Annotated in this window: 17 protein-coding genes; 14 read left to right on the forward strand and 3 right to left on the reverse strand. The window is 54.8% G+C overall.

Features of this window, described 5'->3' with window-relative positions; translation table 11 throughout:
• Window positions 1–22: 22 nt before the first annotated feature.
• From rmuC to tatD, 8 genes are all read left to right on the forward strand, one after another.
• Window positions 23–1,564 carry a DNA recombination protein RmuC gene (gene rmuC / locus COO59_RS16865; RefSeq protein WP_103060904.1) on the forward strand — a complete coding sequence of 514 codons (1,542 nt, stop codon included), beginning with the start codon at window positions 23–25 and terminating at the stop codon, window positions 1,562–1,564.
• A 79-nt stretch (window positions 1,565–1,643) separates the two neighbouring features.
• A complete protein-coding gene (ubiE, locus tag COO59_RS16870) occupies window positions 1,644–2,399 on the forward strand; it encodes a bifunctional demethylmenaquinone methyltransferase/2-methoxy-6-polyprenyl-1,4-benzoquinol methylase UbiE (protein WP_103060905.1) in 756 nt (251 codons plus the stop codon).
• 12 nt (window positions 2,400–2,411) lie between these two features.
• Window positions 2,412–3,017, forward strand: a complete 606-nt coding sequence (gene ubiJ, locus COO59_RS16875) for a ubiquinone biosynthesis protein UbiJ (RefSeq protein WP_103060906.1) — start codon at window positions 2,412–2,414, stop codon at window positions 3,015–3,017.
• Window positions 3,014–4,651 carry a ubiquinone biosynthesis regulatory protein kinase UbiB gene (gene ubiB, locus COO59_RS16880; RefSeq protein WP_103060907.1) on the forward strand — a complete coding sequence of 546 codons (1,638 nt, stop codon included), beginning with the start codon at window positions 3,014–3,016 and terminating at the stop codon, window positions 4,649–4,651. The genes ubiJ and ubiB overlap by 4 nt, the downstream gene beginning before the upstream one ends.
• A gap of 127 nt (window positions 4,652–4,778) precedes the next feature.
• Complete coding sequence (tatA, locus tag COO59_RS16885) at window positions 4,779–5,030, forward strand: Sec-independent protein translocase subunit TatA (RefSeq protein WP_103060908.1); 252 nt, start codon at window positions 4,779–4,781, stop codon at window positions 5,028–5,030.
• Window positions 5,031–5,033: 3 nt separating this feature from the next.
• Window positions 5,034–5,660, forward strand: coding sequence for a Sec-independent protein translocase protein TatB (tatB, locus tag COO59_RS16890; protein WP_103060909.1), 627 nt, complete (start codon window positions 5,034–5,036; stop codon window positions 5,658–5,660).
• On the forward strand, window positions 5,650–6,408 hold the full coding sequence (gene tatC, locus COO59_RS16895; RefSeq protein WP_103060910.1) for a Sec-independent protein translocase subunit TatC: 759 nt from the start codon (window positions 5,650–5,652) through the stop codon (window positions 6,406–6,408). Before tatB ends, tatC begins: the two co-directional genes overlap by 11 nt.
• An 81-nt stretch (window positions 6,409–6,489) precedes the next feature.
• Window positions 6,490–7,269 (forward strand): 3'-5' ssDNA/RNA exonuclease TatD, encoded by a 780-nt coding sequence (tatD, locus tag COO59_RS16900; protein WP_103060911.1) that lies wholly within the window; start codon window positions 6,490–6,492, stop codon window positions 7,267–7,269.
• A gap of 33 nt (window positions 7,270–7,302) precedes the next feature.
• On the opposite strand, the gene rfaH is transcribed toward tatD, so the two are convergent.
• Window positions 7,303–7,791 carry a transcription/translation regulatory transformer protein RfaH gene (rfaH, locus tag COO59_RS16905; RefSeq protein ID WP_103060922.1) on the reverse strand — a complete coding sequence of 163 codons (489 nt, stop codon included), beginning with the start codon at window positions 7,789–7,791 and terminating at the stop codon, window positions 7,303–7,305.
• A gap of 346 nt (window positions 7,792–8,137) precedes the next feature.
• Here rfaH and ubiD point away from each other — a divergent pair, with 346 nt between their 5' ends.
• Both ubiD and fre read left to right on the forward strand, forming a co-directional pair.
• Complete coding sequence (gene ubiD / locus COO59_RS16910) at window positions 8,138–9,622, forward strand: 4-hydroxy-3-polyprenylbenzoate decarboxylase (RefSeq protein WP_103060923.1); 1,485 nt, start codon at window positions 8,138–8,140, stop codon at window positions 9,620–9,622.
• 40 nt (window positions 9,623–9,662) lie between these two features.
• Window positions 9,663–10,364, forward strand: a complete 702-nt coding sequence (gene fre, locus COO59_RS16915; protein ID WP_103060912.1) for an NAD(P)H-flavin reductase — start codon at window positions 9,663–9,665, stop codon at window positions 10,362–10,364.
• A 77-nt stretch (window positions 10,365–10,441) separates the two neighbouring features.
• On the opposite strand, the gene fadA is transcribed toward fre, so the two are convergent.
• Window positions 10,442–11,605: an acetyl-CoA C-acyltransferase FadA gene (gene fadA / locus COO59_RS16920; protein ID WP_103060913.1), complete on the reverse strand. Its 1,164-nt coding sequence runs from the start codon at window positions 11,603–11,605 to the stop codon at window positions 10,442–10,444.
• An 11-nt stretch (window positions 11,606–11,616) separates the two neighbouring features.
• Window positions 11,617–13,803, reverse strand: a complete 2,187-nt coding sequence (fadB, locus tag COO59_RS16925; RefSeq protein WP_103060914.1) for a fatty acid oxidation complex subunit alpha FadB — start codon at window positions 13,801–13,803, stop codon at window positions 11,617–11,619.
• 185 nt (window positions 13,804–13,988) lie between these two features.
• Between fadB and pepQ the strand changes: the two genes are divergently transcribed.
• Genes pepQ through hemG form a run of 4 tightly spaced genes read left to right on the forward strand, consistent with a single transcriptional unit; the run spans window position 13,989 to window position 17,966 of the window.
• Entirely contained in the window at window positions 13,989–15,320 is a 1,332-nt protein-coding gene (pepQ, locus tag COO59_RS16930) for a Xaa-Pro dipeptidase (RefSeq protein WP_103060915.1), read from the forward strand.
• Window positions 15,320–15,937, forward strand: a complete 618-nt coding sequence (locus COO59_RS16935; protein ID WP_103060916.1) for an IMPACT family protein — start codon at window positions 15,320–15,322, stop codon at window positions 15,935–15,937. Before pepQ ends, COO59_RS16935 begins: the two co-directional genes overlap by 1 nt.
• Window positions 15,938–15,961: 24 nt before the next feature.
• On the forward strand, window positions 15,962–17,413 hold the full coding sequence (gene trkH, locus COO59_RS16940) for a Trk system potassium transporter TrkH (RefSeq protein WP_103060917.1): 1,452 nt from the start codon (window positions 15,962–15,964) through the stop codon (window positions 17,411–17,413).
• Between the two features lie 16 nt (window positions 17,414–17,429).
• Window positions 17,430–17,966 (forward strand): menaquinone-dependent protoporphyrinogen IX dehydrogenase, encoded by a 537-nt coding sequence (hemG, locus tag COO59_RS16945; RefSeq protein WP_103060918.1) that lies wholly within the window; start codon window positions 17,430–17,432, stop codon window positions 17,964–17,966.
• The last annotated feature ends 373 nt before the right edge of the window (window positions 17,967–18,339 follow it).

Raw genomic sequence — 18,339 nt, forward strand, 5'->3', positions numbered from 1 at the left:
GTAGCAGCAAGGAGAGGATGCGGTGGATAACCAGCTTATCGTTGGGATCGGTTTGGCGCTGGCCGGCGTGCTGGCCGGCTGGCTGTTTGCCCATTTCCGTATGGCCGGACAACTGGCCGCCCAGGAAACGGAGCGCCGTCTGCTGGAACAGGCGCTGGCTCAGGCGCAGCAGCAGGAAACACACCGGCAGCAGCAGCGCCAGGCAGAGCAACAGCAACAGCAGCTACGTGAAAAAGAGCTGCGTCAGCTGCATGGCGCGCTTACCGCCGCGCAGGAAAAGCTACAGCACTTCGACTACTGGCGTAATGAATGCGATCAGCTCAGCCGCGAGCTGCGCAATCAGCTGGAGGTTAACAGCGCGCAGGAAGCGGAGCTGCGTGAAGTCACTATCCGCCTCGAAGAAACCCGCCTTGCCGCTGAAGAGAAGCAGCGTCTGCTAACCAATAGCGAACAACGCCTTAGCGCGCAGTTTGAAAACCTCGCCAACCGTATTTTTGAACAGAGCGGCCGTCGCGTCGATGAACAGAATCGTCAGAGCCTGAACGGTTTAATTACGCCGCTGCGCGAGCAGCTGGATGGTTTTCGCCGTCAGGTGCAGGAAAGCTTTGGTCAGGAAGCGCGTGAACGGCACACGCTGGCTCATGAAATCCGTAACTTACAGCAGCTGAATGCGCAGATGGCGCAGGAGGCGATCAACCTGACCAAAGCGCTGAAAGGCGACAATAAAACCCAGGGTAACTGGGGCGAAGTGGTCCTGAGCCGCGTACTGGAAGCGTCCGGCCTGCGGGACGGACACGAATATGAAACGCAGGTGAATATTCAGGTTGATGCGCAAAGCCGGATGCAGCCGGATGTAATTGTCCGTCTGCCGCAGGGCAAAGACGTGGTGATTGACGCCAAAATGACGCTGGTCGCCTATGAGCGCTACTTTAACGCCGATGACGAGGTGACGCGTGAACAATCGATCGGTGAACATATCTCCGCGATTCGCGGCCATATTCGGCTGCTCAGCCGCAAAGATTATCAACAATTGCCCGGTTTACGATCGCTTGATTATGTGCTGATGTTTATTCCGATCGAACCGGCCTTTTTGCTGGCGATAGATCGCCAGCCGGAACTGATTAGCGAAGCGCTGCAGCACAATATTATGCTGGTCAGCCCAACCACGCTGCTGGTGGCGCTGCGTACCATCAATAATCTCTGGCGCTATGAGCACCAGAGCCGCAATGCGCAGCGCATCGCCGATCGCGCCGCGCGGCTGTACGATAAAATGCGGCTGTTTGTGGATGATATGACCAGCATGGGGCAGCAACTCGACAGAGCGCAGGAAAGCTATAATCAGGCGATGAAAAAGCTCTCCGAAGGGCGAGGCAATCTGATTGCCCAAAGCGAAAGTTTTCGTCATTTGGGCGTGGAAATAAAGCGCAGTATTAACCCAGGGATGGTGGAACAGGCGATGCCGGAATCCGGGTGCTTTGACCTCGATGAGTCAGAGAGCGACAGGGCGGAAAACGCGCTGGAACAGGGCGCTGTGGCGTGGCACGACAGCATTCGGCAACGATGAATAACGCCGGGCTAACGTGCCTGACTACGGGTACTCTGTTACACTGCAAAGATATTTGATTGTGGAGCAGGTGAAGCAGATGGCAGATGAATCCAGGGACACGACACATTTCGGTTTTCGTACCGTAGCAAAAGACGAAAAAGCGGATATGGTAGCGGGCGTATTTCATTCCGTTGCCGCCAAATATGATCTGATGAACGATTTGATGTCGATGGGTATCCATCGAATCTGGAAGCGTTTCACTATTGATTGCAGCGGCGTGCGTCGTGGACAACGCGTGTTGGATCTGGCCGGCGGCACCGGTGATTTGACGGCGAAATTTTCCCGTCTGGTAGGCGATACCGGCCAGGTGGTACTGGCGGACATTAACAGCTCGATGCTGAAAATGGGGCGTGAAAAGCTGCGCAATAGCGGCATCATCGGCAACGTCAATTATGTGCAGGCAAATGCTGAAGCGCTGCCTTTCCCGGATAACTATTTCGACTGCATCACTATCTCTTTCGGTCTGCGTAACGTGACGGAAAAAGAGAAGGCGCTGGCCTCGATGTTCCGTGTACTGAAGCCGGGCGGACGCCTGCTGGTTCTGGAGTTTTCTAAACCGGTACTGGAACCGCTGAGCAAAGTATACGACGCTTATTCTTTCCATGTGTTGCCGCGTATCGGCGAGCTGGTGGCGAAAGATGCTGAAAGCTATCGTTATCTGGCTGAATCGATCCGTATGCATCCCGATCAGGAGACGTTAAAGTCAATGATGATGGATGCCGGTTTCGAAAACACTTCGTATCACAACCTGACGGGCGGAATTGTCGCTCTGCACCGTGGGTTCAAGTTTTAAGCAGGAAAGCGAATGACGTTAACCCCGCTGTTAACCGCCGGTCTGGAGACCGCACTAAATCGAATTCTTTATCGCGATCGCGGCCTGAAAGCGGCCCGCCAGCGTTTGAATGGTAAGGTTTTACAGCTCCGGTTACAGGAGCTGTCGCAGCCGGTTACTCTGGTGTTCAGCGAGCATCAGGTGGATGTGCTGGGCGAATGGCAAGACCGCTGCGACTGTACGGTGATCACCCGGCTGTCGCTGCTGCCGAAACTGCGTGACCGTCAGCAGCTGACCGGGATGATCCGCCACGGTGAGCTGGAAGTCGAAGGCGATCTCCAGGTGGTGCAGCAGTTTTCCGCGCTGATTGATATGGCCGAACTCGATCCGGCCGAATATCTGGCGCCCTGGACCGGCGATATTGTCGCCCAGAGCATCAGCAACGTCGCCCGACGCGGGTTACAGCTGCTGCGCGGCGATATTCAGCGCAAACAGCGCTACCTGACGGAAACCCTGACCGAAGAGTGGCGCGTTGCGCCTGGTCCGCTGGAGATGGCCTGGTACGGCGAAGAAGTTGACGCGCTGGAGCGCCAGGCCAGCCAGCTGGAACAACGTCTGCTACAGCTGGAGGCTAAATGACGCCCGGAGAACTGCGCCGCCTCTATTTTATTATCAAAGTCTTCCTGAGCTACGGCCTGGATGAATTGATCCCACGCCTGCGTATTACCCTACCGATTCGCCTGTGGCGTCGCGGTATCTTCTGGCTGCCTAACCGGCATAAAGATCTGGCGCTGGGCGTGCGTCTGCGTATGGCGATGGAGGAGCTGGGACCGGTATGGATCAAGTTTGGCCAGATGATGTCTACCCGCCGCGATCTGTTCCCGCCGCTGATCGCCGACCAGCTGGCGATCCTACAGGATCGCGTTGCGCCCTTTGACGGCACGCTGGCTAAAGAGCAGATTGAAAAATCGTTGGGCGGCCCGCTTGAAGCCTGGTTTGATGAGTTTGATATTACTCCGCTGGCCTCCGCCTCGATTGCCCAGGTCCATACTGCGACGCTGAAGGAAAACGGTAAAGCGGTGGTGATCAAAGTGATTCGCCCGGATATTTTGCCGGTTATCAAAGCGGATATGCGTTTGATCTATCGTTTGGCCCGCTGGCTGCCGCGTCTGATGCCGGAAAGCCGTCGTCTGCGCCCGGTGGAAGTGGTGGCGGACTACGAAAAAACTTTGATTGATGAGCTGAATCTGCTGCGTGAGGCGGCAAACTCTATCCAGCTGCGGCGTAACTTCGAAAACAGCAATATGCTGTACGTGCCGGAAGTTTATTCCGATTACTGCAGCGAAACGATGCTGGTGATGGAGCGTATCTACGGCATTCCCATCAACGATGTGGTCGCGCTGGAGCAGCATGGCGTTAATATGCGGCTGCTGGCTGAACGTGGCGTCCAGGTCTTTTTTACCCAGGTATTCCGCGACAGTTTTTTCCATGCGGATATGCATCCCGGCAATATTTTCGTTAGCTATGAACATCCGCACGATCCGCTGTATATCGGTATCGACTGCGGGATCGTCGGGTCATTGAATAAAGCGGATAAGCGCTACCTGGCGGAAAACTTTATCGCTTTCTTTAACCGCGATTACCGTAAAGTCGCCGAGCTGCACGTTGATTCCGGCTGGGTGCCGGCGAATACCAACGTTGAAGATTTCGAATTCGCCATTCGTACCGTTTGCGAACCGATATTTGAGAAACCGCTGGCGGAAATCTCTTTTGGTCACGTATTGCTGAACCTGTTCAATACCGCGCGCCGCTTTAATATGGAAGTGCAGCCGCAGCTGGTGCTGCTGCAGAAAACGCTGCTCTATATCGAAGGCGTGGGCCGTCAGCTTTATCCCCAGCTGGATTTGTGGAAAACCGCGAAGCCGTTTCTTGAAGAGTGGATTAAAGACCAGGTAGGGCTCCCGGCGATTATCCGCTCGGTTAAAGAAAAAGCGCCGTTCTGGGCCGAGCGCCTGCCGGAGTTGCCGGATCTGTTCTACGACAGTATGCGTCAGCATAAACGGTTGCAGTTTAGCGTCGATCGGCTGGCTAACGAGCTGAGCGTGCAGCGTGAAAGACAGCATCAGTCACGCTATTTATTCGGTATCGGCGCCACGCTGCTGCTGAGCGGCACGGCGCTGTTGATTGCCCGTCCCGGCATGGAAGTGCTGCCGACGATAATCATTATTGCCGGTCTGCTTGCCTGGATTATCGGCTGGCGGCGTTCAGCCTGATCGATTGTCAGGAAAGGTAAAAATCCCTTTTGTGGCCAGGGCGGCGGGCTTACGCATCGTCACCGGGCCATAAGCTGGGGTATACTGCCTTTTCACATGTTTTAGACTTTTCATCAGAGGCATACTCATGGGCGGTATCAGCATTTGGCAGTTACTTATCATTGCCGTGATCGTGGTTCTTCTTTTCGGCACCAATAAATTACGTACGCTCGGCTCCGATTTAGGCTCATCGATCAAGGGCTTTAAAAAAGCGATGGGCGACGAAGATAAAGAGGCATCTAAACAGCAGGATGCTGAATTTGATGCCCGGCCGCTAACGGATAAGCAGGCGAATACGGCAAACAAGGAAGAGGCAAAAAAAGATAAAGAGCAGGTATAACACGTGTTCGACATAGGTTTTAGCGAACTGGTTTTAGTGTTCGTCATTGGGCTGGTAGTGCTTGGCCCGCAGCGTTTGCCTGTTGCAGTGAAAACGGTGGTTGGCTGGATCCGCGCCATGCGTTCGCTGGCGGCTAACGTGCAAAACGAACTGGCGCAGGAGCTGAAACTACAGGAGCTGCAGGACAGCCTGAAAAAAGTAGAGCAGGCCAGTAAGAACACCCTTTCTCCGGAATTGAAAGAGTCGATGGAGGAGCTGCGTAAATCCGCAGATTCTATGCGTCGTTCTTATTTAGGCGAAAATGAACAGGCCGATGACGAAGCGCATACCATCCATAATCCGCTGATTAAGCGCCCGCAGGATGAACATAGCGGCGTAACGCCAGCCACAGCGGATCATCAGGCCAGCGCGCCGGAGCAAAAACCCACAGCGGGCAGCGAAGAAACGCTTGCGGCACCGAAGCCGGTGGTGGATCTTCATGCGCCTGCCGTTGGCTCTGCGGCGGCTTCAACCTCCGCATCGCCTGGCGGCCAGGCTACCGCTCCTGCTGCGACGCCTTCGCTAAACGTTTCACCAGAAACGTCAGCAGCTTCTTCTCAACCAACAATGAATGATAACCATGGCCGTTGAAGATTCCCAACCGCTGATCAGCCATCTGATTGAGCTACGCAAGCGGCTGCTTAACTGTATTATTGCCGTGCTGGTCATTTTTGTGGCGCTGGTTTACTTCTCTAACGATATTTATCAGTTGGTCGCGGAGCCGCTTATCAAGCAGCTGCCGGCTGGCGCCAGCATGATCGCGACCGATGTGGCCTCGCCGTTTCTGACGCCGATTAAGCTCACCATTATCGTTGCTATTTTCCTTGCGGTTCCGGTCCTTCTCTATCAGATCTGGGCATTTGTGGCGCCGGCGCTGTATCGCCATGAACGCCGTCTGGTCATGCCGCTGCTTTTCTCCAGCACTCTGCTGTTTTATATCGGCGTGGCCTTCGCCTATTTCGTGGTATTCCCGATGGCGTTCAGTTTTTTCGCCAAAACCGCGCCACAGGGCGTTACTATGGCGACCGACATCTCCAGCTATCTCGACTTCGTCATGACGCTGTTTATGGCCTTTGGCGTCGCTTTTGAAGTGCCGATAGCGATCGTCCTGCTGTGCTGGACCGGCGTGACCACGCCTGAAATGTTACGTCAGAAGCGTCCTTATATGCTGGTCGGCGCGTTTGTCGTCGGGATGCTGTTAACCCCACCGGATATATTTTCACAAACTTTGCTCGCTATTCCGATGTACTGCCTGTTTGAGGTTGGCGTATTCTGTTCGCGCTTCTATGTTGGCAAAGGGCGTCAGGCGCGTGAAGAAGAGCACGAAACCGAATCCTGACGCTCAGCGCAGGGCCCGCTGCGGCGGGGAAAATTCATCGCTAACCGCCCATCCGGGCGGTTAATATTTTCAGGACATACCATGTTTGATATCGGTGTAAACCTGACCAGCACGCAGTTTGCGAAAGATCGTGAACAGGTTGTGACGCGTGCGCGCGAAGCAGGCCTCACCGGCATGCTGATTACCGGCACTAACGCGCTGGAAAGCCAGCAGGCGCAAAGCCTGGCGCAGCGCCATCCCGATTTCTGCTGGTCAACGGCAGGTATTCATCCTCATCACGCCAGCGAATGGTCGGCGGATACAGCGGCAACGCTGCGTCGGCTGGCGGAAAGCCCGCAGGTGGTGGCGATTGGTGAATGCGGACTGGATTTTAACCGTAACTTCTCCGCGCATAATCAGCAGGAATACGCTTTCGACGCGCAGCTGGCGCTGGCCGCTGAGCTGCAAATGCCGGTATTTCTGCACTGTCGTGACGCGCATGAACGTTTTATGGCGGTGCTGAAGCCGTGGATGCCGCGTCTGCCCGGCGCGGTGGTGCATTGCTTTACCGGTACGGCTGAAGAACTGGCGGAATGCCTGGCGTCAGGATTATCGGTAGGCATTACCGGCTGGGTATGTGATGAGCGACGCGGGATGGAGCTACGCGAGCTGCTGCCGCAGATCCCGGTTGAGCGACTGCTGCTGGAAACGGATGCGCCTTATCTGCTGCCGCGCGATATGCGCCCAAGGCCGACCTCACGCCGTAATGAGCCCTGTTTCCTGCCGCACATTGTGCAGCAGGTGGCGCAGTGGCGCGGAGAAGAGGCCGCCTGGCTGGCGCAGCAAACCGACGCCAACAGCCGCCGTCTGTTTCTTCCGTAAGCGCCAGCGCTGAAATGCGAGGCGATAAACGCTTCAGGCTTTACGGAAGGCGCTGTTTTCCACGCTTTGCTTAACCTGCTTATTTAGCAGGTTAAGCAGCAGCATAGAGCGTGCTTCACCGTCAGGCTCGGTAAAAATAGCTTCCAGCCCTTCCAGCGCACCCTTAACGATCACCACTTTATCGCCCGGACAGGGCGTATCGGGATCGACCATCGTTTCCGGGGTATGGGTGCGTAGCGCATCGATGACATCCGGCGGCACGTTTGCCGGCTGGGTACCGAAACGTACGAAGTGACTTACGCCACGCGTGGCACTGATCGTGGTGGTATGAATCGTTTCCGGATCGAATTCAATAAAAAGGTAATTGGGGAACAGCGGTTCTTCTATCGTGGCTCGTTTGCCGCGCACAATTTTTTCCATAGCAATCATTGGGCTAAGGCAATTTACCGCCTGCCGCTCCAGATGCTCTTTAGCGCGTAATAACTGACCACGTTTACAGTAAAGAAGGTACCAGGATTCCATAATGTCACTTTCCAATTATTGAAGGCTAAGAATAGCAAAACTGCTTTCAGAGCGATAGCGACATCACGCCGCGTCAGGGCCAGCGCCACACCTGATTTATCAACCCGAACCGCGCGCAAAATAGCCGCTACCGGCGGTCATTTGGCTCAAATTTTAGAATTGAAAATTGACGAAGGCGGCGTCTCTGGTTCAGACTCGCAGCGCAACCTGTTAATAAAAAGTGATTGATTAAACGGGCTCTGCGCTACAGGTGTTGTTTCCGCGTCAGGCGTAAACACACAAACCTCAGCATATCCGTTGAATCCTCCTTATAATGGCCGATTCTGCGGCCTGAATAATGAATCTGATGAAATACCACGACTTACGCGAGTTCCTTGCGCTGCTTGAACAGCGTGGCGAGTTAAAACGTATAACGCTGGAGGTCGATCCCATTCTGGAGATGACCGAGATCGCTGACCGCACTTTGCGCGCCGGCGGCCCGGCCCTGCTGTTTGAAAACCCGAAAGGCTATGACATGCCGGTGCTGTGCAACCTCTTTGGTACGCCGAAGCGCGTGGCGCTGGGGATGGGCCGGGAAGAGGTTAGCGCCCTGCGCGAGGTAGGCCAACTGTTGGCGTTTCTGAAAGAGCCGGAGCCGCCAAAAGGGTTCCGCGATCTGTTCGATAAAATGCCGCAGTTTAAGCAGGTGCTGAATATGCCCACCAAACGGCTGCGCAGCGCGCCCTGTCAGGAGCAGGTGTGGCAGGGCGACGAGGTTGATTTATCGCGCATTCCGGTGATGCAGTGCTGGCCAGACGATGCCGCGCCGCTGATTACCTGGGGATTAACGGTAACGCGTGGGCCGCACAAAGAACGCCAGAACCTTGGCATTTATCGTCAGCAGGTGATTGGCAAAAATCGGCTGATTATGCGCTGGCTGTCCCATCGCGGCGGCGCGCTTGATTTTCAGGAGTGGTGCAAGGCCCATCCTGGTGAACGTTTCCCGGTTTCGGTGGCGCTGGGCGCCGATCCCGCGACGATCCTCGGCGCCGTAACGCCGGTGCCGGATACGTTATCGGAATATGCTTTTGCCGGCCTGCTGCGCGGCACGAAATCAGAAGTGGTTAAGTGCCTGTCCAACGAGCTGGAAGTCCCGGCCAGCGCGGAAATCGTGCTGGAAGGTTATATCGAACCCGGCGACATGGCGCCGGAAGGGCCGTATGGCGATCACACCGGGTATTATAATGAAGTAGATAACTTCCCGGTATTTACCGTCACCCATATTACGCAACGTCGTAATGCCATCTATCATTCAACTTATACCGGTCGCCCGCCAGATGAGCCAGCGGTGCTGGGCGTGGCGCTGAATGAAGTGCTGGTGCCGATTCTGATTAAACAGTTCCCGGAAATTGTAGACTTCTACCTGCCGCCGGAAGGTTGTTCCTATCGCCTGGCCGTGGTAACCATGAAGAAACAGTACGCCGGACATGCGAAGCGCGTGATGATGGGCGTCTGGTCATTCCTGCGGCAGTTTATGTATACCAAGTTTGTTATCGTTTGCGATGACGATGTGAATGCGCGTGACTGGAATGATGTGATCTGGGCGATCACAACGCGGATGGATCCGGCGCGCGATACGGTACTGATCGAAAATACGCCGATCGACTATCTTGACTTCGCCTCTCCGGTTTCGGGTCTGGGATCTAAAATGGGCCTGGACGCCACCAATAAATGGCCGGGAGAAACCCAGCGTGAGTGGGGCCGTCCGATTGTGAAGGATCCGGCGGTTACGGCGCGAGTTGATGCCATCTGGGATCGGTTGGGAATTTTTAACGATTTGCCGTCACGCTAATGGCGCAAATTACGCAATGACGACCCGACAGAGGGAACGCATGACAACGTTAAGCTGTAAAGTGACCTCAGTAGAGGCGATTACCGATACTGTTTATCGGGTACGACTGGTGCCGGAGGCGGATTTTAGCTTCCGTGCCGGACAGTATTTGATGGTGGTGATGGATGAGCGCGATAAGCGTCCGTTCTCTCTGGCTTCTACGCCGATGGAAAAAGATATTATCGAACTGCATATCGGGGCTTCTGAACTCAACCTGTATGCAATGGCGGTAATGGAGCGCATCCAGCAGCGGCGGGAAGTGGTGGTTGATATTCCGCACGGTGAAGCCTGGCTGCGTGAAGAGAGTCAGCGTCCTATGATTCTGATTGCTGGCGGCACCGGCTTTTCCTACGCCCGCTCTATCCTGCTGACTGCTCTGGCGCAGCAGCCGGAGCGCGATATTTCAATCTACTGGGGCGGCCGTGAAAGCCATCATCTGTACGATCTGGAAGAGCTGAACGCGCTGGCGGTGCGTCATGCGAATCTGAAGGTGGTGCCGGTTGTCGAGCAGACTAATGCAGAATGGCAGGGGCGTAGCGGCACCGTGCTGACGGCGGTTATGCAGGATTTCGGCACGCTTGCCGGGCATGATATTTATATTGCCGGTCGTTTTGAGATGGCAAAAATCGCTCGCGAGCGTTTTTGCGCTGAACGTGGCGCGCAGGAAGCGCAGATCTATGGCGATGCCTTCGCCTTTATCTAAGCGCCATTGCAGGGCGGCAAAGCTGTCGCCCTCGCCAGGAAAAAGCCCGCCCCTGACAGGCGGGAAAACAACAACGCTTACACGCGCTCAAAGACGGTAGCGATGCCCTGACCGAGGCCGATGCACATGGTGGCAAGGCCGAATTGAGCATCGCGTCGCTCCATCAGATTAAGGAGCGTGGTGCTGATACGCGCGCCGGAACAGCCCAGCGGATGCCCCAGCGCAATCGCGCCGCCGTTCAGGTTAACCTTCTCATCAATTTGTTCCAGCAGACCTAAATCCTTAATGCAGGGTAGAGTTTGCGCCGCGAATGCCTCATTTAACTCAAACAGATCGATATCGCTCACGCTCAGTCCCGCACGCTTCAGCGCCAGCTTAGAAGCGGGAACCGGCCCGTAACCCATAATGGACGGATCGCAGCCGACCACCGCCATCGCTTTAATACGCGCGCGTGGTTTCAGGCCCAGCGCGCGTGCGCGTGATTCACTCATCACCAGCATGGCCGCCGCGCCGTCCGATAGCGCTGATGAACTGCCCGCCGTGACCGTGCCGTTGACCGGATCGAATGCCGGCTTCAACGTCGCCAGCCCTGCAATGCTGGTATCGCTGCGGATAACTTCATCGAAATCATAGCGTTTCAGTACGCCGTCGGCATCGTGTCCGCTGGTAGCGACAATTTCATTGCGGAAATGGCCCGACTGGGTGGCGGCCCAGGCGCGCTGATGCGAACGCGCCGCAAAGTTATCCTGCATTTCGCGGCTGATATGATGCATACGCGCCAGCATTTCTGCCGTCAGGCCCATCATGCCCGCAGCTTTAGCCACGGTACGGCTTAACCCAGGATGAAAATCGACGCCGTGATTCATCGGCACGTGGCCCATATGCTCCACGCCGCCAATAATGCAGGCGTGCGCGTCGCCGACCATAATCGCGCGTGCGGCATCATGCAGCGCCTGCATGGATGAGCCACACAGGCGGTTAACGGTGGTTGCCGGTACGCTATGCGGTATTTCCGCCAGCAGCGCGGCGTTACGCGCAATATTAAAACCTTGCTCCAGCGTTTGCTGTACGCAGCCCCAGTAAATATCATCCAGTGCCGTGGGTTCTAACGCCGGGTTGCGGCTGAGCAGGCTGCGCATCAGATGGGCGGAGAGATCCTCAGCCCGAACCTGACGAAATGCGCCGCCTTTTGAACGGCCCATCGGCGTGCGGATGGCATCAACGATAACTACATTTTCCATTATCTTGCTCCTCACGCCGTTGCCAGCGCGGCCTCATTAATTGGTTCGGCGGGTGGATACCAGCTTTCATTACGTTGCGCTTTTTCAGTCAGCAGCTGCGGCAGGGCATATAGCGGACCCAGACTGGCGAACTGCTGCGCCTGGGCTATAAAGGCGGCATTGCCCAGCGTGTCAAGATAGCGGAAGGCGCCGCCGTGGAACGGCGGGAAGCCAAGCCCATAGACCAGCGCCATATCCGCCTCCGCCGGGCTGGCAATGATCCGCTCTTCCAGACAGCGCACCACTTCGTTAATCATCGGGAGCATCATGCGGGCAATAATTTCTTCATCGGTGAAAACGCGCTTTGGTGCGCTAACGCTTTGCAATAGCGCATCGGTTTCCGCATCGGCCACTTTCTTCGTTTTGCCTTTTTTATCGGTTTCCCAGGCGTAAAAGCCGCGCTGATTTTTCTGACCAAAACGCTGCGCCTCAAACAGAACGTCGATAGCGTCGCGGTAATCCTTTTTCATCCGCGCCGGAAAGCCATCGGCCATGACGCTTTGTGCATGATGTGCGGTATCAAGGCCCACCACATCCAGCAGGGTGGCCGGACCCATTGGCCAGCCAAACTGTTTTTCCATCACCTTATCGATTTGGCGGAAGTCAGCGCCGTCGCGCAGCAGCAGGCTAAAACCGGCAAAATAGGGAAACAGCACGCGATTGACGAAGAAGCCGGGGCAATCGTTGACTATGATAGGCGTTTTGCCCATTTTGCTGGCCCAGGCCGTTACCTTCGCCAGCGTTGCCTCTGAGGTTTGGTCGCCGCGAATCACTTCCACCAGCGGCATACGATGCACCGGATTAAAGAAGTGCATACCGCAGAAATTTTCCGGGCGTTTTAATGCCCGCGCCAGCTGACTAATCGGGATGGTAGAGGTATTGGTGGCCAGGACGGTTTCTTCCGATACTAGCGCTTCGGTTTCCGCCAGCACTTTGGCTTTAACCTGCGGGTTTTCCACCACCGCTTCAACCACAATATCGGCGCGTTCAAAGCCGCTAAAGGAGAGAGTAGGCTGAATCGTGGAGATGATGCTGGTCAGCTGGAGCGCATTGATCTTGCCGCGCTCCAGCTGTTTATTTAACAGTTTTCCTGCTTCGCTCATGCCCAGCGTCAGTGATTTCTCACTGATATCTTTCATTATTACCGGCACCCCTTTTATGGCGGACTGATAAGCAATGCCGCCGCCCATAATGCCAGCGCCCAGTACGGCCGCCTGTTGCGGTAGCGGCTGACCCTGCGCCAGTTTTTTCGCTTTGCCTTTGACGTATTGATCGTTCAGGAAGATACCCACCAGCGCCCGCGCTTCTTTCGACTGCGCCAGCGGAACAAACGCGTTGGTTTCCAGCTTTAACGCCTCATCGCGGCCTAAACCGGCGGCAGCTTCAATGGTTTTTACCGCCATCATCGGCGCCGGATAATGTTTCCCGGCGGTTTGCTGCACCATGCTTTTCGCGATGGTAAAGCTCATCGCCGCTTCAATGGCGCTGAGCTTGAGCGGCTGCAATTTTGGCTGGCGGCGCTGCTGCCAGAAATGCGCATCTTCAGTCGCCATCCGTAGCATGGCGATAGCGCCGGCGCGGAGTTTTTCCGCGGGCACGATGGCATCAACCAGGCCCAACGCCAGCGCGCTTTTACCGTCCACATCTTTCCCGGCAGCGATGATTTCCAGTGCGCTGTCGGCGCCTAACAGTCTGGGCAGGCGTACTGAGCCGCCAAAGCCCGGCATAATGCCCAGTTTGGTTTCCGGCAATCCGATTCGCGCATCCGGCGTGGCGATACGAAAGTCCGTAGCCAGAACACATTCACAGCCGCCGCCAAGCGCATAGCCCTGAATGGCGGAAATGGTCGGAACCGGCAGATCTTCCAGACGGTTAAAAATGCTGTTAGCGAACGTCAGCCATTGCGCCAGTTTTTCTGCCGGGGCATTAAACAACGAGAGGAATTCAGTAATATCCGCGCCAACGATAAAGGCTGGCTTCGATGAGCTGAGCAGAACGCCTTTCAGCGCCGTCTGTTTTTCCAGCACGGCAATGGCTTCGCCCAGGCTGGCTACGGTTTGTGTATCCAGCTTATTGACCGATCCGGGGGCATCGAAAGTTAGCTCGGCGATGCCATCGTCCAGCCAGTCCAGGGAAAGTGTGTCGCCTTGGTAGAGCATGTCCGTCTCCTGAAACCGCGTTTAGGGGATCTGGTCGTACCAGATGATCGGAGTGTGGGATTTATGTTAATTATTTGCAAACTAAACATTGATCATTTGCAAACAAGATCACAGGCGGCGGCGACACGGCATCCTGCAGCCTGCTATGGTAAGATGCGGTCAATTCTCTGATGCGGAGTACGGAAATGGATACCCTGGTTACCTTGTATAAAGATCACATCGCCACTTTACAGCAGCGCGCGCAACAGGTGCTGGCGCGCTTTAAGCTCGACGCCATGCTTATTCATTCCGGCGAGCTGCTGACGGTGTTTCTTGACGATCATGACTACCCGTTTAAGGTCAATCCTCAGTTTAAAGCCTGGGTGCCGGTGACGCAGGTGCCGAACTGCTGGCTGTGGGTTGATGGCGTCAATAAGCCTAAGCTGTGGTTTTATTCACCTGTCGACTACTGGCATAGCGTTGAGCCACTGCCGCACAGTTTCTGGACCGATGAGATAGATATTGTGGCGTTGAGTAACGCGGATGATATTGGCGCGCTGCTGCCACAGCCGCGTCAGAATGTCGCCTATATCGGTCCGGTGCCGCAGCGCGCCACGCAGCTGAATATCAGCGCCGACCATATCAATCCGCAGGGCGTGATTGATTTTCTGCATTACCATCGCTCGTATAAAACCGACTATGAGCTGGCCTGTATGCGTGAAGCGCAAAAACTGGCAGTAGCCGGTCATCAGGCGGCAAAGAAGGCTTTTCTTTCCGGCATGAGCGAGTTTGAAATTAATCTCGCCTATCTGACGGCTACGGGGCATCGTGATACCGACGTTCCCTATGGGAATATTATCGCCCTGAATGAACATGCGGCCGTGCTGCACTACACCAGGCTCGATCACCAGGCACCGCCGCAGCGCCGCAGTTTTTTAATCGATGCCGGCGCGGAATACAACGGCTACGCTGCCGATCTGACGCGTACATATGCAGCACAGGACGATTCACTGTTTGCTCAGATCGTACGCGAGATGAACCAACACGAACTGGCATTGATCGATACGTTAAAAGCGGGCGTCCGCTATAGCGATTACCATCTACAAATGCATCAGCGTATCGCCGGGCTATTGCTGAAGTTTGATCTGGTGCGCGGTATCAGCGAAGAGGCGATGGTGGCGGAAAATCTTACCGGGCCGTTTATGCCGCACGGTTTAGGTCATCCGCTTGGGCTGCAGGTGCATGATGTGGCCGGCTTTATGCAGGACGATGAGGGAACGCATCTGGCGGCGCCTCAGCAGTATCCTTTCCTGCGATGCACACGCGTGTTGGAACCGCGCATGGTTCTCACTATCGAACCGGGTTTCTATATTATTGAATCGCTTCTGGCCTCATGGCGAGACGGGAAATATAGCCAGCACTTTAACTGGCAGGCGATTAATGCCCTACAGCCGTATGGCGGTATTCGTATTGAGGATAACGTGGTGATCTATGCTAACCGTGTTGAGAACATGACGCGCGATCTGCATCTGGAATAATGGACGCTTATGATATTCCCGCTGAGCCATTGAGCATCAGCGAAGAAACCATCAAAAAAAGCCGCTTTATAACGCTGCTGGCGCATACCGAAGGCGTTGAGGCGGCGAAAGCTTTTGTCCAGCAGATTAAAGCTGAACATCCGGCTGCCCGCCATCACTGCTGGGCATACGTAGCCGGGGCTCCTGATGACTCACAGCAGTTGGGATTTTCTGACGATGGCGAACCGTCTGGCACGGCAGGAAAGCCTATGCTGGCGCAGCTGATGGGCAGCCAGGTCGGAGAGATTACCGCCGTAGTGGTGCGCTACTATGGTGGGATTATGCTCGGTACCGGCGGGCTGGTTAAAGCGTATGGCGGCGGTGTGCAGCAGGCGCTAAAACAACTGGCCCGTAAACAAAAGATACCGATGCACCATTTTCAGCTACGCTGCGATTATGCTCAGCTTGGTGATGTAGAGCGCCTGGTTCAGCGTTTTGAAGGAGAACTGCTTAAGACGGAATTTCTGGATGTTGTCTCGCTAACTTTGGCATTACCCCATGCGCAGGTTGCCGGGTTTACCCAAAATTTAACGGACATTAGCCGCGGAGCCTTAGCGCTCAAGCCGGTAACCCTCTAATTTTTATCTTAAGGAAACGGCAGAATGCATTTTCGTGCCATTACCCGAATCGTTGGGCTACTGGTTATTCTGTTCTCCGGAACAATGATCGTACCCGGCTTAGTGGCGTTAATCTATCGTGATGGCGCAGGACGCGCATTCAGTCAGACATTTATCATGGCGTTGCTGATCGGAGCCATGCTGTGGTGGCCTAACCGTAAACAGAAAAATGATCTGAAGCCGCGCGAAGGTTTTTTGATTGTGGTGTTGTTCTGGACGGTGCTGGGCAGCGTAGGGGCGATGCCATTTATTTTTGCCGAGCATCCCAACCTCTCGGTGACCGACGCGTTTTTTGAATCGTTTTCCGGCTTAACGACCACCGGCGCCACCACGCTGGTGGGATTGGACTCCTTGCCAAAAGCGATTCTTTTTTATCGTCAGATGCTGCAATGGCTTGGCGGGATGGGCATTATCGTATTAGCCGTGGCCATTTTGCCAATCCTGGGGGTTGGGGGAATGCAGCTGTATCGGGCGGAAATGCCCGGTCCGCTAAAAGATAATAAGATGCGCCCCCGTATTGCTGAAACGGCCAAAACGCTGTGGCTTATCTATGTATTGCTGACGATAGCCTGTGCCGTGGCGCTGTGGCTGGCGGGAATGCCCATGTTTGACGCTATCGGTCATAGTTTCTCAACTATCGCTATCGGCGGCTTTTCTACCCATGATGCCAGCGTCGGCTATTTTAATAGTCCTACCATCAATACCATCATTGCTGTTTTCTTGCTGATATCGGGCTGTAACTATGGTCTGCATTTCTCGCTATTGAGCGGGCGTAATTTGCGCGTCTACTGGCGGGACCCGGAGTTTCGCATGTTTATCGGCGTACAGATGACGCTGGTAGTCATATGTACGCTGGTGCTGTGGCTCCATAATGTGTACGCCAGTGGGCTGCAAACGCTAAACCAGGCATTTTTTCAGGTCGTATCGATGGCAACGACTGCGGGCTTTACTACCGACAGCATTGCGCGCTGGCCGCTCTTTCTGCCGGTACTGCTTCTTTGCTCCGCCTTTATCGGAGGCTGCGCCGGTTCAACCGGGGGCGGCCTGAAGGTTATCCGTATTCTGTTGCTGTTTAAGCAAGGGTCGCGTGAGCTGAAACGGCTGGTCCATCCCAATGCGGTCTATACCATCAAGCTGGGTAATCGCGCTTTGCCGGAACGTATACTGGAAGCGGTATGGGGCTTCTTCTCCGCTTATGCGCTGGTATTTTTGCTTAGCATGCTGGCTATTATCGCGACCGGCGTTGACGATTTTTCGGCTTTTGCTGCCGTAGCCGCTACGCTGAATAACCTTGGCCCAGGATTGGGCGTGGTGGCAGATAATTTCACTTCCATGAATGATGTCGCAAAATGGATTTTGATATCGACCATGCTTTTTGGTCGTCTGGAAGTCTTTACGTTATTGGTATTGTTTACTCCTACCTTCTGGCGTGAGTAAACCCAGGGAGAGAATAATGAAAGCGCTGATTCTGTTTTCCAGCCGTGACGGGCAAACGCGGGAAATTGCGTCTTACATAGCAAATACGCTGAAAGCGCATCAGGAGTGCGATGTCATTAATATCCTGCATGCTCAGCAGATCGACTGGACGCAGTACGATCGGGTACTAATAGGCGCATCGATTCGCTATGGGCATTTCCAGCCGGCTGTGGCGCGTTTTGTGAAAAAGCATCTGGCCGAACTGCAACAGCGCGTTAGCGGATTCTTTTCCGTTAACCTGACGGCACGTAAACCGGAAAAGCGCACGCCACAAACGAATGCCTATACGCGTAAGTTTTTGCTGCAGTCGCCATGGCAGCCGGATAGCTGCGCAGTCTTTGCCGGAGCGCTGCGTTATCCGCGCTACGGCTGGTTCGACCGCGTGATGATCCAGTTTATTATGCGTATGACCGGCGGCGAGACCGATCCGCGTAAAGAGGTAGAGTACACCGACTGGCAACAGGTAGAGCGTTTCGCTAAAGAATTTGCCCAAATGAGCAGCAAATCGCGCTAAAAAGAGACGGTTTGCTGAAAAATAAACCTAACGATCATATTTTTGAAATAAACACTTGTCAGGTGTCGAGAACTCCCTATAATGCGCCTCCATCGACACGGCACAACGGCTTACGCCACGCGGTGTTGAGCGGTTCAGCAGTGACTGAATCGCCGGAGAAAAACTTCTGAAAAAGAGGTTGACTCTGAAAGAGGAAAGCGTAATATACGCCACCTCGCGACAACGGCACAACACGCCGGTCGCACCGCTCTTTAACAATTTATCAGACAATCTGTGTGGGCACTCACGGACGGGATATCGCAAAACTAATTGCAGTATCAAGTCTCAGAGTGAACACGTAATTCATTACGACGTTTTTATGAGCATCAGACTT

It is taken from the genome of Mixta theicola (assembly GCF_002895925.1).
In the GTDB taxonomy this organism is placed as follows: Bacteria; Pseudomonadota; Gammaproteobacteria; order Enterobacterales; family Enterobacteriaceae; genus Mixta; species Mixta theicola.